The 13,220-nt window shown below is 71.0% G+C and carries 13 protein-coding genes; 5 read left to right on the forward strand and 8 right to left on the reverse strand.

Going from position 1 to position 13,220, the window contains the following annotated elements:
- Window positions 1–6 precede the first annotated feature (6 nt).
- Genes Aiant_RS31720 through Aiant_RS31730 form a run of 3 tightly spaced genes read right to left on the reverse strand, consistent with a single transcriptional unit; the run spans window position 7 to window position 986 of the window.
- On the reverse strand, window positions 7–294 hold the full coding sequence (locus tag Aiant_RS31720; RefSeq protein ID WP_189333692.1) for an SHOCT domain-containing protein: 288 nt from the start codon (window positions 292–294) through the stop codon (window positions 7–9).
- 6 nt (window positions 295–300) lie between these two features.
- Window positions 301–753: a DUF6325 family protein gene (locus Aiant_RS31725; RefSeq protein ID WP_189333691.1), complete on the reverse strand. Its 453-nt coding sequence runs from the start codon at window positions 751–753 to the stop codon at window positions 301–303.
- Window positions 753–986, reverse strand: coding sequence for a hypothetical protein (locus tag Aiant_RS31730; RefSeq protein WP_189333690.1), 234 nt, complete (start codon window positions 984–986; stop codon window positions 753–755). The genes Aiant_RS31725 and Aiant_RS31730 overlap by 1 nt, the downstream gene beginning before the upstream one ends.
- Window positions 987–1,428: 442 nt before the next feature.
- On the opposite strand from Aiant_RS31730, the gene Aiant_RS31735 reads away from it, so the two are divergent.
- Window positions 1,429–2,895 carry a hypothetical protein gene (locus tag Aiant_RS31735; RefSeq protein ID WP_229830773.1) on the forward strand — a complete coding sequence of 489 codons (1,467 nt, stop codon included), beginning with the start codon at window positions 1,429–1,431 and terminating at the stop codon, window positions 2,893–2,895.
- A gap of 57 nt (window positions 2,896–2,952) precedes the next feature.
- Here Aiant_RS31735 and Aiant_RS31740 read toward each other — a convergent pair whose 3' ends face one another.
- Genes Aiant_RS31740 through Aiant_RS31760 form a run of 5 tightly spaced genes read right to left on the reverse strand, consistent with a single transcriptional unit; the run spans window position 2,953 to window position 6,593 of the window.
- Window positions 2,953–4,305, reverse strand: a complete 1,353-nt coding sequence (locus tag Aiant_RS31740) for a DUF2252 domain-containing protein (protein ID WP_189333689.1) — start codon at window positions 4,303–4,305, stop codon at window positions 2,953–2,955.
- Window positions 4,302–4,796, reverse strand: a complete 495-nt coding sequence (locus tag Aiant_RS31745; RefSeq protein ID WP_189333688.1) for a DUF1269 domain-containing protein — start codon at window positions 4,794–4,796, stop codon at window positions 4,302–4,304. Before Aiant_RS31745 ends, Aiant_RS31740 begins: the two co-directional genes overlap by 4 nt.
- Before the next feature lie 4 nt (window positions 4,797–4,800).
- Entirely contained in the window at window positions 4,801–5,922 is a 1,122-nt protein-coding gene (locus Aiant_RS31750) for an AI-2E family transporter (RefSeq protein WP_189333687.1), read from the reverse strand.
- A gap of 51 nt (window positions 5,923–5,973) precedes the next feature.
- Window positions 5,974–6,390: a DUF7144 family membrane protein gene (locus Aiant_RS31755; RefSeq protein ID WP_189333686.1), complete on the reverse strand. Its 417-nt coding sequence runs from the start codon at window positions 6,388–6,390 to the stop codon at window positions 5,974–5,976.
- Complete coding sequence (locus tag Aiant_RS31760; RefSeq protein WP_189333685.1) at window positions 6,387–6,593, reverse strand: hypothetical protein; 207 nt, start codon at window positions 6,591–6,593, stop codon at window positions 6,387–6,389. The genes Aiant_RS31755 and Aiant_RS31760 overlap by 4 nt, the downstream gene beginning before the upstream one ends.
- Window positions 6,594–6,813: 220 nt before the next feature.
- Between Aiant_RS31760 and Aiant_RS31765 the strand changes: the two genes are divergently transcribed.
- Genes Aiant_RS31765 through Aiant_RS31780 form a run of 4 tightly spaced genes read left to right on the forward strand, consistent with a single transcriptional unit; the run spans window position 6,814 to window position 13,065 of the window.
- The gene (locus tag Aiant_RS31765; RefSeq protein WP_189333684.1) at window positions 6,814–7,308 is read left to right on the forward strand and encodes a DUF1269 domain-containing protein; all 495 of its coding nucleotides are present in this window, start codon (window positions 6,814–6,816) and stop codon (window positions 7,306–7,308) included.
- A 10-nt stretch (window positions 7,309–7,318) separates the two neighbouring features.
- The gene (locus Aiant_RS31770) at window positions 7,319–8,989 is read left to right on the forward strand and encodes a SulP family inorganic anion transporter (protein ID WP_189333683.1); all 1,671 of its coding nucleotides are present in this window, start codon (window positions 7,319–7,321) and stop codon (window positions 8,987–8,989) included.
- A 24-nt stretch (window positions 8,990–9,013) separates the two neighbouring features.
- Window positions 9,014–11,638 (forward strand): MGH1-like glycoside hydrolase domain-containing protein, encoded by a 2,625-nt coding sequence (locus Aiant_RS31775; RefSeq protein ID WP_189333682.1) that lies wholly within the window; start codon window positions 9,014–9,016, stop codon window positions 11,636–11,638.
- Window positions 11,635–13,065 carry an alpha-amylase family protein gene (locus Aiant_RS31780; protein ID WP_189333681.1) on the forward strand — a complete coding sequence of 477 codons (1,431 nt, stop codon included), beginning with the start codon at window positions 11,635–11,637 and terminating at the stop codon, window positions 13,063–13,065. The genes Aiant_RS31775 and Aiant_RS31780 overlap by 4 nt, the downstream gene beginning before the upstream one ends.
- Window positions 13,066–13,220: the final 155 nt, after the last annotated feature.

A 13,220-nucleotide genomic window follows, 5' to 3' on the forward strand; every position in this document is an offset into this window, starting at 1 on the left:
GCCGCGTCAGGAGTTCAAGATCTTGGACTTCTGCACCTCGACCTCGGCGTCGGTGAGCAGGCCCTGCGCCTTGAGCTCGGACAGCTGCTTCAGCTGCTCCAGCTTCACCGACATCGGATCCGGCGCGGGCGCGGCCGGCTCGGGTTCCGGCTGCTGGTCGTAATACTGCTGCTCCTCCTCCTGTGCCTGCCGGGACCAGCGGCCGGCCTGCCGCCGGGAAACCCGGTTGGACACCGCGGTCGCCGTCCCGGCGACCACCGCGGTCCGTGCGACTCCTCTGAGCAAACCCGGCATCGCCGATCAACTCCCGCTCGTGATGGTGGACTGTTCCGGCTCGGTGGCGTCCAGCGCGGCCAGCAGCGCCTGGACCGGGATCCGGCCGCCGCCGACCAGCTGCGCGCCGTTGTCGCGCAGGGTCCGGGCCAGCGGCGCCGCCCAGGTGTTCTCGTAGACCATGATCACCGCGGCCGCGCCGGGCGCCAGGATCTCGCCGATGTCGCCCAGGTCGTCGCCGCCGAGGATGCCGGACGCCGCGCCGTGGAACGCGCCCAGCCCGGCGATCTCCAGCTCGGTGCCGTCCAGGGCGATCACCGAGCCGTCCTGGTTCTTGCGGACGAACAGCAGGTCGAGCACCCGGATGATGTGCTGGTCCACCAGGTCCAGCAGCTGCGGGAACGCCTTGCCGGTCAGGCTGCCCTGCGGGAACTCGATGCAGAGGTAGTCGACCGGGCCCAACTCGTCGAGCTCGGGCATCAGGCACCTACCGATTCGAGGCGGCGGTCCGCGGCGTCGGCGACCTCGGCCACCGGCGTCGGCACCCGGCGGCGGCTGATCAGCGCCTCCAGGCCCAGCGCGATCATCGCGCCGCCGGCCGCCGCGATCAGCGGCAGCACCACGAGGACCCCGTAGCTGGGCCGGGCGGGCCGGCCCCGGAGCACGAGATACGCGTCCCCCGCTCGCTGCTTCGCGATTTCTGTCCTGCTCATCGATTCCCCTTCAGCTCGTGGTGGTCAGCACGCGTCCGTGGCCGGGCGCCCCCGGAAGGTGGGTCAGCGCCACGACGGTTCCGCGGGACGCGGCGACCCGGCCGGCCCGGTCGCCGGCCGGGCCCGTGCCAGGCCCGCCGGGAGCACCGGCAGCTCAGTCGGTTCGACCGGCCCCCATGCCATTGCCCCAGCGTGCTCGTAGGGCCCGGCAGGGTCCTCATCCGTCGGGGGTGAAAGCGAACGGTTCGCCCGGGGTTCATCCCCGCCGGGTGAGGCGCGGTGCGCCCCCGGTCGGCGACCGTCGCAGCATGCCGGCGTCCGCGCGTTGCGCGGCCCGCGCCGGCCGACGGCCGGCAAGGGAGAAGCCATGACAAGGCCCGCGAGTTCGTCATCAGCCGCGGCATCAGAAGACCCTTTCCCGGTACGACCGGAGGACCCGCCCGTGGACGGCACGGCCGCCGAGGCACCCGCGGACGGCACCGCGGCCGAGGCGCCGGTGGCGGACGCCCCGCCCCCCGAGGCGCCGGTGGCGGACGCCCCGCCGCCCGAGGACGATGCCGCCGAGCTCGCCCGTCTGCGGGCCGAGGTGCTCTCGCTGCGGGCCGAGCTGGGCGCCCGGCCGCCCCGGCGGCAGCGCGCCGGCACTCACCGGGTGCGCGCCGCGATCGCCGCGGTGCTCGTCGCTGTCGCGGCGTTCGCCCTGGTCACCAGCGTGGTGGGGCTGTGGGCGGCGCGGACGACGCTGAACACCGAGCGGTGGGTGGCGACGGTGGCCCCGCTGCCACAGGACCCGAAGGTGGCCGCGGCCGTGGCCGACTACGCCACCATCCAGCTCTTCGAGGTGGTGAACGTCGACCAGCGGCTGCGGGAGGTGCTGCCGCCGCAGGCCGGCTTCGTGGTCGGCCCGCTCACCGGCCAGCTCCAGCAGCAGGTCCACAAGGTGGTGCTCCAGGTGCTCCAGAGCGACCGCTTCCAGACGGTCTGGGTGGAGCTGAACCAGCGGCTGCACACCCGGATGATGGCGGTCCTGAACGGCACCAGCGACGTCGTGACGGCCAGCGGCGACCAGATCCAGATCGACCTGTTACCACTGATCAATCAGGCGCTGCGGACGATCAGCGCGGAGTTGCCGACACTGTTCGGCAAACAGCTCACGCTGCCCGACCTGAGCAGCGGGGAGATCCCGCCCAACCTGCGGGAGAAGGTGCAGGAGCAACTGGGCGTGACGCTGCCGGCCAACTTCGCGCAGTTCACCGTCTATGACGGCGGCAAGCTGTACGCCGCCCAGCAGGCCGTGGCGACCGCCAAGCGCGACCTGGCGCTGTTCGTCGGGGCGACCGTCCTGCTGCTGATCGCCGCGTACCTGGTCTCGCCGCGCCGCCGGCGTACCACCGTCCAGCTCGGGATCTGGCTGGTGATCGCGGCCGTGGCGGTCACCGCGATCCTGCGCGCGGTCCGCCGGCAGATCCTCGAGCAGGTGCCCGCCGGGGTGTACCGGGACGGCGTGGACAGCGCGATGACCACCATCTTCAGCCTGCTGCGGGAACGCGGCCAGCAGATCATCTGGATCGGCGCGCTGCTCGCCCTGCTCGCCTACCTGGTCGGTCCCGGCCGCTTCCCGGTCTGGCTGCGCCGGCAGATCAGCCGGGGCGGGAAGGCCGCAGGCCGCGGCATCCGCGCCGGTTCGCACGTGGCGGCCACTCGCGGGCCGGGCTGGATCGCCACCCACCTCGACCCGCTGCGGATCGCCGGTGTGGTGGTCGCGGCCGTCCTCGCGCTGATCCTCTCCTCGTGGACGTCGCTGCTGGTGATCCTGATCCTGCTGGCCGCCTACGAGGTCGCGATCACGCTGATCGGCCGGCGCGGGGCGGACGACGTGCTGCCGGCCGCGCCGCAGCCGGGCACGTGACCGCACGGCGGGGAGCCCCGGATGCCGACGGCATCCGGGGCTCCCCGCCGTGCGGGGTCAGGACTTGGTGGCGGTCTTGAAGGCCGCGTGGTCGCGTTCGGTCTGCTCGGCGTAGGACTCGGCGAAGTCGGCCAGCGCCCGGTCGAAGCGGTCACTGCGGCCCAGGTACGCGGCGATCGCGATGCGGTCGCCGCTGCGGGCGTGCGCCCGGGCCAGGGTCCAGGCACAGAGCTCCGAGTACGCCCGCAGCCCCTCCGGAACCATCTCCTCGGTGGTCACCGAGCCCTTCCAGTCGCGCAGCTGGCGGACGTAGAAGTCCCGGGTCTTCCCGTCGAAGCCCTCGATCCGGTCCCAGCCCAGGAAGATGTCGCTGGTGGCCTGCATCAGCCGCTGCCCGGCCACCACCCGGTGCCCCTCGCCGATCGGATCCGGGGTGTCCGGGCCGAGCACCGACCGGGTCGCCTCCTTCACCTGAAGGAGCAGCGGATCGGTGTCGTCCCGCCCGGTGAGCAGGACGATCCAGCAGCGGGTGCCGACGCTGCCCACACCGACCACCTTGCGGGCCAGGTCGACGAACCGGTACGCGTCGAACAGGTGCCGCCGGTCCTCGACCAGCGTCTCCCGGTACTCCGCCAGCAGCCCGCGGATCTGCTCCTCCAGCTGTTCCCGTTCCACCTCGGGGAGCAGGTCGGCGACCGGGACCAGCAGCGGCGGGTCGGCGACGATCCGCCGCCGGCCACCGACCGACTCGGTCAGCTTCCGGTACGCCTGGAGACTGGTCCGGGACCGGGCCTTGGCGCCCACCTCGGCCACCTTCCGGCGGCGTTGCTTGTCCAGCCGGGAGGTGAGGTCGTCCACGTCGGCGTGGGCGTACCAGACGTCCAGCTCGCCGAGCTTGGCGAAGCCGGCCATCGCCTCCCGGTAACGCCGGGCGGTGGCCCGCAGGATCCAGGCCCGGTCCCGGCGGCCGAATCCGTTGGCCCGGCCGGCCAGCGCCACGCTGGCCAGCAGCCGTTTCACGTCCCACTCGAACGGACCGGGGAACGTCTCGTCGAAGTCGTTGAGGTCGAAGACCAGTCGCCGCTCCGGCGAGGCGAACAGCCCGAAGTTGTACAGGTGGGCGTCTCCGCAGAGCTGGACGGTCAGGCCCGAGTGCGGCTGGGCGGCGAGGTCGGCGGCCATCACGGCGGCCGCCCCGCGGTAGAACGCGAGCGGCGACGCCCGCATCCGCTTGTGCCGCAGGTCCAGCAGCTCGGGCAGTCGGGTCGCCTCCTGGGCGAAGAGCAGGTCCACCGGATCCGGGCGATCGGAGGCGGGCTGGAACGAGCCGTGCCGGTCGAGCGGGGCCCGTTCGCGGGCCGCTCGACCGGCTTCGGCGCGCGCCGGCGGACCGGCTGCGACGGTGCTCATGGACGGTGGTCGCCGAACGTCTCGAGCAGTTCTTCGCGCTCCTCGTCGGTCAGGTTGGTGGCGATCAGCTTGTTGCCCAGGCCGTGGAACCGCTCACCGAGCCGGTCCAGGTTGCTGTTCTCGGTGACCAGGAACAGTGCCGAGGTGCCCTCGGTGACCTCGAGCCGGATCTTCTCCAGGGTCTCCCGGTCGATGCCGGTCCCCTCGGTGGCCTTGGCGAGCGCGCCCACTCCGGCGCCGACCACGCCGCCGATCACCGGGATGAAGAACAGGCTGCCGAGCACCACGCCCCAGAACGCGCCCCAGCCGGTGCCGCGCCAGGTGCGGTCGTGGGCGTGGTGGGTGTCCGGCTTGCTCGCTCCTTGAGGCCAGGACACGATCGCGTGGTCGACGATCTTCACCAGATCGTCCGCGGCCGCGTACTTGATGGCGTCGAACGCGTGCTCGGCGCCCTTCGGATCGTCGTACTTCCATACCGTGAAGGTCGTCATGCCGTCATGGTTGCGGTGCCGGTGTGGCCGGAGCCTCATCCTGCGCGGGGGAATCGGAGAGCAGGACGTTCATCCACCGCGTGCTCGGGTCGATGTCGACCAGCAGACCCTTGGCCAGCAGGGTCAGCGGGATGGCCAGCAGCGCGCCGAGCCCGCCCAGCACCCAGGCCCAGAAGATGAGCGCCAGGAACGAGATGGTCGTCGACAGGCCCACCGCGTCGCCCACCACCTTGGGCTGGATCACCGACTGGATGATGAAGTTGACCAGGCAGTACAGCACGATCACGGTGATCATCAGCTCCGGTCCGCCCTGCAGCAGGCCGAGCAGGGCCGGCGGGATCACGCCGATCACGAAGCCGATGTTCGGGATGTAGTTGGTGATGAACGACAGCAACCCCCACAGCAGCGGCAGCGGCACGTCGAGCGCCCACAGCAGCAGCGTGTCGAAGACCGCCACGATCAGCCCGAACACCGTGCAGACCACCAGGTAGCGGCGGGTGCCCGAGGCGAACGAGCGGAGCGCGGAGACCACCTGCGGCCGTTCCCCGACCACGATCCGCAGCCGGGCCGGGAACTCCACCGCGTCCAGGCACATGAACAGCACCACGGCCGCCAGGAACAGGGTGTTCGTGAACACCGAGGCCAGGCTGCCGAACAGCCACGCGATCGCGTCCACCACCGAGGTCGGGTTGGCGCCCTCCACCGCGCTGCGCACCTGGTCGGCGCTCACCCCCAGGGTGCCCAGACCGCTGACGATGCTGTCGCGCAGCTCGCTGAACTGCTGGGCGTACGTCGGCATCAGGTCGACCAGCTCGGCGATCGACAGCACCAGGGCGCCGCCCAGCGCGACCAGGATCGCGTAGATGACCAGCACCGTGGCGAGCGCGGCCAGCCAGCCGGGCACCTTGCGACGGCGCAGCCAGTCGGTCAGCGGGCTGACCGTGACCACCAGCATCAGCCCCAGGAAGACCGGGCCGACCAGGTCGGACACCCAGCGCAGCCCGGCCACCACGACCACCAGGCAGGCGAAGCCGAGCAGCACCAGCACCCCGCGCGGCAGCATCGCGGCCGGCGTGGGCGCCGTCCCGTTGCGGCGGTGCCCCGGCCGCACGACTGGCCGGCTCATGACCCGGCCCGGCCGGGGCCGCCTCCTCGTGCGGCCCCGGCCGGGCGGGCGTCAGGCGCGCAGCTCACGGCCGTGCGCCACGATCGCGTAGATGCAGATGATGTTCAGCGCCACGACGATGCTGCACCAGAACGGGTAGACCGGCAGGTACACCAGGTTCGCGAAGGTGCTGACCATCGCGAGCAGGACGGCGGCCGCGCGGGCGAAGGTGTTGCCGCGCAGCACCCCGATCCCGACCAGAACGGTGAGCGCGCCCAGGATCAGATGCGTCCAGCCCCAGGCGGTGAAGTTGATCGGGATGGCCAGGTGGTCGGCGGTGGCCTGCTTGATGTCGTCGCGGAACAGCGTGACCAGGCCGTCGATCACCTGGAAGGCGCCGAGCAGGATCAGCAGCACGCCGGAGAAGAGGACCATGCCCACCCACGGCGACTGCTGCGGCCGGGCGTAACTGGTGTTCGAAGTAGTCATCGGGTCTCTCCCAGGGAGGTGAGGCAGACCACCTGGACGCCGGACTTGTCCAAGCGGGTGAGCAGACGTTCCAAGTCGTCGTCGGAGAGCCGGCCGCTGATGGTGCTCTGCCGGGGGATGGGACGCACCCGCAGATCACCGAGGGTTCTACGGAGCAACGGGCCGAGGAAGCCGCGCACCCGGATCTCGTATCGCTCCTGCATGACCTGCTCCCCTCGTACGGAAATAGACGCTCCTGAAGACACTCGCGGCCCGGGGCGTACCGATGCATCGCCCACCGGGGATGAGAGATCCCGGCAGCGGTCGGCGAATCGGGAGAAGTCATCCGTCCGGAATGAGGAGGGACGCGGCGCGCCGTGGCTGACTGGGCATCACGCCGCCGGGCCGCGCCACGGTGGCGACACGATGCGGAAGGAGCACGACATGTCAACACTGGTCGCCATCGGTTACCCCGACGAGACCACCGCGACAGCGGCGTCGCTGGAGGCCGACCGGCTCGCCAAGGATCTGATCATCCAGCCGGACGCGATCGCCGTGATCATCCGGGACCGTGAGGGCAAGTTCCACGTCACGACGAACCATCACGCGGTGGGCGGCGGGGCCACGTGGGGAATGTTCTGGGGTCTGCTGTTCGGCATGCTCTTCTTCATCCCGGTGCTCGGCATGGCGGTCGGCGCGGGCCTCGGCGCCCTGACCGGCAAGATCGCGAAGAACGCGATCAACAAGGAGTTCCAGGAGCGGATCCGTGAGGAGCTCCAGCCGGGCACCTCGGCGCTGTTCCTCGTGGTCGAGTCGGTGACGCCGGACAAGGCGGTCGAGGCGCTGAGCAAGTTCGGCGGCACGGTCCTCAAGTCCTCGCTGCCGAAGGAGACCGAGGAGGAGCTCCAGGAGGCCCTGCACGGCGGCACCGCCCAGTAAGGTCCTCACTGTGGAGAATCGGCGCCGCCCGGCCTGGCTGGGCGGCGTTTTCCAGGTGGAACGCCGGCACGCCGGCCGGGATCTGATCGCCGGCCTGGTGCTGACCACGCTGCTGGTGCCGCAGGGCATGGCGTACGCGGAGCTGGCCGGGCTGCCGGCCATCACCGGGCTCTACACGAGCATCCTGTGCCTGGTCGCCTACGCGCTGATCGGCCCGTCCAAGGTGCTGGTACTGGGCCCGGACTCGTCGCTCGGGCCGATGATCGCCGCGGTGATCGTGCCGATCGTGGCCGCCTCCGGCGCCGACCCGGTCGCGCTGGCCTCGATGCTGGCGCTGCTGGTCGGTGTGATGATGACCGTCGCCGCGGTGGCCAAGCTCGGCTTCGTCGCCGACCTGCTGTCCCATCCCACCCAGCTCGGCTACATGAACGGGCTGGCCCTGACCATCCTGATCGGCCAGTTGCCGAAACTGTTCGGGTTCTCGGTGGACGCGGACGGGCTGTTCGCCGAGGCGGCCGGCTTCGTGCGCGGGGTGGCGAACGGGGAGACGGTTCCCGTCGCCCTCGCCCTCGGGGCCGGTGGCCTGACGATAATCCTTCTCTTGCGACGATATTTCCCGAAAGTTCCTGGCATTCTGCTCGTCGTGGTGGCGGCGATCCTCGCGGTGACGCTGTTCAGCCTCGACGTGGACGTGGTCGGCGAGCTGCCGCAGGGCTTCCCGCCGTTCACCCTGCCGCACGCGAGCTGGCACGACCTCGGTCTGCTGGCCGCCGGCGCGCTCGGGATCACCCTGGTCTCGGTCACCGACACCATCTCCACCGCGTCCGCCTTCGCCGCCCGCACCGATCAGGAAGTCAAGGGCAACCGGGAGATGCTGGGGATCGGCGCGGCCAACCTGAGCGCCGCGTTCTTCCAGGGCTTCCCGGTCAGCACCAGCGGCTCCCGGACCGCGGTGGCCTTCCAGGCCGGCGCCCGCAGCCAGCTCACCGGGCTGGTCGGCGCGGCCGCGATCACCCTGCTGCTGGTGTTCGCGCCCGGCCTGCTGAAGAACCTGCCGCAGCCGATCCTGGCCGCGGTGGTGATCGCCGCCTCGCTGTCGCTCGCCGACCTGGCCGGGATGCGCCGGCTGTGGCGGCAGCGCCGGGTGGAGTTCTCCCTGGCCGCGGCGGCCTTCCTCGGCGTCGCGCTGCTCGGCGTGCTGCCCGGCATCGCGGTCGCGGTCGGCCTGTCGGTGCTCAACGTGTTCCGCCGCGCCTGGTGGCCGTACTTCACGGTGCTGGGCCGGCCGACCGGCGTCAACGGATACCACGACGTCCGGTCCTTCCCGGACGCCGCGCTGGTGCCCGGCCTGGTGATCTTCCGGTTCGACGCGCCGCTGATCTTCGCGAACGCGCGGACGTTCCGCGAGGAGGTCCGCGCCCTGGCCCGCGCCGAACCGAAACCGCGCTACATCGTGGTGGCCGCCGAGCCGCTCACCGATGTGGACACCACCGCCGCGGACATGCTGGAGGAGCTCGACGAGGAGCTGAACGAGCTGGGGATCTCGCTGGTCTTCGCGGAGATGAAGGACCGGGTGCGGGAGAAGATCGACCGGTACAAGCTGACCCGGACGATCGACCCGGCGCACTTCTTCCCCACGGTCGAGGACGCGGTTTCAGCCCTGCGGGAGGATGCCCGCTGAGCCTCCGCCGCTCAGTTTGGCGGTATGAGCGCAAGCGAGAACGCCGAGCAGCGACGACTTCGGGACGCCGACACCGGCGCCGTGGACTGGCGGCGCTGGGGGCCGTACCTCAGCGAACGGCAGTGGGGCACGGTCCGGGAGGACTACAGCGAGGGCGGGGACGCCTGGAACTACCTGACCCACGACCAGTCACGGTCCCGGGCGTACAAGTGGGGCGAGGACGGGATCGGCGGGTTCAGCGACGACCAGCAGCAGCTCTGCCTGGCGGTGGCGCTGTGGAACGGGAAGGACCCGATCCTCAAGGAGCGGTTCTTCGGACTGACCAACTCCGAGGGCAACCACGGCGAGGACCTCAAGGAGTACTACTTCTACGTCGACGGGGTGCCGAGCCACGCGTACATGCGGATGGTCTACAAGTATCCGCACGCCGCGTTCCCGTACACCGACCTGGTCGAGACCAACCGGGCGCGGGGGTTCTCCGAGTTCGAGTACGAGCTGCTGGACACCGGGATCTTCGCCGAGGAGCGGTACTTCGACGTGGAGATCGAGTACGCCAAGGACGGCCCGGAGGAGATCCTCACCCGGATCACCGTGCACAACCGGGGGCCGGAGCCGGCCGAGCTGCACCTGCTGCCGACCGTCTTGTTCCGTCCCACCGGCGCCGGGGAGGGCCTGCGGGCGCTGGACGGCGGCGTGGTGCGCGCCGACCACGACCGGCTCGGCGCGCGCTGGTGGACCTGCCTCGGCGACCATCCGCTGCTGTTCACCGAGAACGCGGACGGGCGCAAGGACGCGTTCGGGCGCTACCTGATCCACGGGGAGAAGGAGGCGGTCAACGCCGAGCAGGCCGGGACCAAGGCCGCGGCGGTGGTGTCCGGGACGATCCCGGCGGGCGGGACCCTGGTCGTCCGGACGATTCTCGGTGACCGGCAGCGGACCCTGACCGAGGCGGAGTTCGACGCGATCGTCGAGGCGCGCCGCGGCGAGGCGGACACGTTCTACGACGGCCTGTTCGCGCCCGCGCTGGGCGGGCCGGAGCGCCAGGTGACCCGGCAGGCGCTGGCCGGGATGCTGTGGAGCAAGCAGTACTTCGGCTACGACGTGGAGCGCTGGCTGCGCGAGCACGGCAAGGACCCGCTCGGCGCGCCCGACATCCGCAACGGCGACTGGTTCCACCTGGACGCGCACGACATCATCTCGATGCCGGACACCTGGGAGTACCCCTGGTTCGCGGCCTGGGACCTGGCCTTCCACGCGGTCGCCCTGGCCGTCGTCGACCTCGGTTTCGCCAAGGGCCAGCTCGACCTGCTGCTCAGCCGCCGCTACCTGCACCCGAACGGGCAGATCCCGGCGTACGAGTGGAACTTCAGCGACGTCAACCCGCCGGTGCACGCCTGGGCCACCTACCTGGTCTACGAGCTGGAGAAGGCGCGTACCGGGAAGGGCGACCACGCCTGGCTGGAGCGCGCCTTCCACAAGCTGTCGAAGAACTTCACCTGGTGGGTGAACCGCAAGGACATGGACGGGCGCAACGTCTTCCAGGGAGGATTTCTCGGCCTGGACAACATCGGCGTCTTCGACCGCAGCGCGCCGCTGCCCACCGGCGGCCACCTGGACCAGGCCGACGGGACCGCGTGGATGGCGCTGTACTGCCAGAACATGCTCCAGATCGCGCTGGAGCTGGCGACCACCGACGAGGTGTACGTGGAGCAGGCGCAGACCTACTTCGAGCACTTCGCCTGGATCGCGGCGGCGGTGAACCACGCCGGCGGCGGCGCCTCGATGTGGGACGAGGAGGACGGCTTCTTCTACGACCTGCTGCGCACCAACGGTACGGCGATGCCGCTGCGGGTGCGGTCCATGGTCGGGCTGCTGCCGCTGGCCGCCGCCACCGTGTACGACCGCGACGTGGTGGACCGGTATCCGGAGGTTCTCGAGGAGATGCGCGCGTTCCTCGGGCGCAACGAGGAGGTCAAGGCGGTGCTCGCCACCGGGCATCGCGGGCAGCGGCTGCTCTCCCTCTTCGACGAGGGCAGGCTGCGGCGGATCCTGGCCCGGATGCTGGACGAGAACGAGTTCCTCAGTCCGTACGGCATCCGCGCCCTGTCCCGGCACCACGCCGAGCACCCGTTCGAGTTCCGGGTGCAGGACCAGGTGTACCGGGTCTCCTACCAGCCCGCGGAGTCGGACAGCGGGATGTTCGGCGGCAACTCCAACTGGCGCGGCCCGATCTGGTTCCCGGTGAACGCGCTGATGATCCGGGCCCTGCTCAACCTGTACGTCGGGTACGGCGACGACTTCACCGTCGAGTGCCCGACCGGCTCCGGGCAGCAGATGACGCTCTTCGAGGTGGCCCGGGAGATCTCCGACCGGCTCACCCGGATCTTCCTGCCCGACGCCGCGGGGCACCGGCCTTGCTACGGTGGCCAGGGGACGTTCGCCGGCGAGCACTGGCGTGACCTGATGCTGTTCTCCGAGTACTTCCACGGGGACAACGGGGCGGGCATCGGTGCCGCGCACCAGACCGGCTGGACCGGCCTCGTGGCGGTCTTCCCGAACCTGTTCGCCGGGCTGACCGGCCGGCAACTGCTCGACCACGGCATGACCGGCGTCTTCCGCAAGTTCGCCGATCAGGGGGAGGAACAATGACCGCCTGGCCGCCCACCCCGGCGATCTACGAGATCGACACCTGGCCCTGGCTCACCGGCGTCGCCCGCCGGCTCGGCCGCCCGGTCACGCTGGCCGACGTGCCGGCCGAGATCTGGGACGAGATCGCCACGCCCGGCCTGGACGGGGTGTGGCTGATGGGCGTCTGGGAGCGCAGCCCGGCCGGGCTCGCGGTGGCCCGGGCCAACGAGGGGCTGCAGCGGGCGTTCCGAGCCGCGCTGCCCGACCTGACGCCGGAGGACGTGGTCGGCTCGCCGTACTGTGTCCGCCGCTACCGGGTCGACGACCGGCTCGGCGGGCCGGACGGTCTCGCCGTCGCCCGCCGGGAGCTGCGCGAGCGCGGGCTGAAGCTGATCCTCGACTACGTGCCGAACCACGTGGCCCCGGATCACCCCGCGGTGCTCTCCCACCCGGACTGGTTCGTGCAGGGCACCGAGGACGGGTTCGAGGCCGGTGGCAAGATCATCGCCCACGGCCGGGACCCGTACTTCCCGCCCTGGCCGGACGTGGCCCAGCTGAACGCGTTCTCCCCGGGGATGCGGGCGGCGACCCTGGCCGCCATGTCGAGCATCGCCGAGCAGTGCGACGGCATGCGCTGCGACATGGCCATGCTGCTGACCAACGAGATCTTCGCGCGGACCTGGGGACAGTACGCCGGCCCGGCTCCGGAGACCGAGTTCTGGCCGGAGCTGATCGGCAAGCTGCGCGAGCGGCACCCGGACGTCGTGCTGATCGCCGAGGCGTACTGGGACACCGAGTGGATGTTGCAGCAGCAGGGCTTCGACTACTGCTACGACAAGCGGCTCTACGACCGGCTGGTGCACGAGGACGCCGGTGCGATCCGCAAGCACCTCACCGCCGGCCGGGACTACCAGGACCGGCTGATCCGGTTCCTGGAGAACCACGACGAGCCGCGCGCCGCGGCCACCTTCGCGCCCGCCCGGGAGCGGGCGGCGGCGGTCGCGACCGCCACCCTGCCCGGCGGGACGCTCTGGCACGACGGGGAGTTCGAGGGGCGGCGGACCTTCCTGCCGGTGTTCCTCGGGCGCTATCCCGACGAGCCGGCCGACGCCGGGCGGCGCGAGTTCCACCGGCGGCTGGTCGGCATCGCCGCCAAGGTGCGGCGCGGCGACTGGCGGCTGCTGGAGACACACGGCTGGGCGGACAACTGGACGCACCAGGATCTGCTGGCCTGGTCCTGGGACCGGGCGGTGGTGGTGGTCAACTACTCCGGGCACCCGTCCCAGGCCCGGGTCGCACTACCGTGGACAGACCTGTCCGGACGGGCGTGGCGCCTGGTGGATCACTTGGACGGCCGGGTGTTCGAGCGGTCCGGCAGCGAGCTGGCGGCCGACGGTCTCTATGTTGATCTGCCTCCTTGGGGATCACACGTCTTAACTTTCGAGTAACTGGACCAGGACTAACGGTCACGGATTATCCGATCCGGACGATGCGCCACCGCGCCACCGCCGCGAGTCTGAACGAGGAGATCCGAACGGGGTCGGCTCGGAGGTAGCGAACGTGACCATCGCCCAGATCACTGACACGCCTGACATATCTGGTT

It is taken from the genome of Actinoplanes ianthinogenes (assembly GCF_018324205.1).
In the GTDB taxonomy this organism is placed as follows: Bacteria; Actinomycetota; Actinomycetes; order Mycobacteriales; family Micromonosporaceae; genus Actinoplanes; species Actinoplanes ianthinogenes.

Bases quoted from the DNA above. Each gene is read 5' to 3' on its own strand.
- Aiant_RS31740 (WP_189333689.1), bottom strand. From the start codon at position 4,305: ATGAGCACCGTCGCAGCCGGTCCGCCGGCGCGCGCCGAAGCCGGTCGA.
- Aiant_RS31720 (WP_189333692.1), bottom strand. From the start codon at position 294: ATGCCGGGTTTGCTCAGAGGAGTCGCACGGACCGCGGTGGTCGCCGGG.
- Aiant_RS31760 (WP_189333685.1), bottom strand. From the start codon at position 6,593: ATGCAGGAGCGATACGAGATCCGGGTGCGCGGCTTCCTCGGCCCGTTG.
- Aiant_RS31755 (WP_189333686.1), bottom strand. From the start codon at position 6,390: ATGACTACTTCGAACACCAGTTACGCCCGGCCGCAGCAGTCGCCGTGG.
- Aiant_RS31780 (WP_189333681.1), top strand. From the start codon at position 11,635: ATGACCGCCTGGCCGCCCACCCCGGCGATCTACGAGATCGACACCTGG.
- Aiant_RS31730 (WP_189333690.1), bottom strand. From the start codon at position 986: ATGAGCAGGACAGAAATCGCGAAGCAGCGAGCGGGGGACGCGTATCTC.
- Aiant_RS31765 (WP_189333684.1), top strand. From the start codon at position 6,814: ATGTCAACACTGGTCGCCATCGGTTACCCCGACGAGACCACCGCGACA.
- Aiant_RS31745 (WP_189333688.1), bottom strand. From the start codon at position 4,796: ATGACGACCTTCACGGTATGGAAGTACGACGATCCGAAGGGCGCCGAG.
- Aiant_RS31750 (WP_189333687.1), bottom strand. From the start codon at position 5,922: ATGAGCCGGCCAGTCGTGCGGCCGGGGCACCGCCGCAACGGGACGGCG.
- Aiant_RS31775 (WP_189333682.1), top strand. From the start codon at position 9,014: ATGAGCGCAAGCGAGAACGCCGAGCAGCGACGACTTCGGGACGCCGAC.
- Aiant_RS31725 (WP_189333691.1), bottom strand. From the start codon at position 753: ATGCCCGAGCTCGACGAGTTGGGCCCGGTCGACTACCTCTGCATCGAG.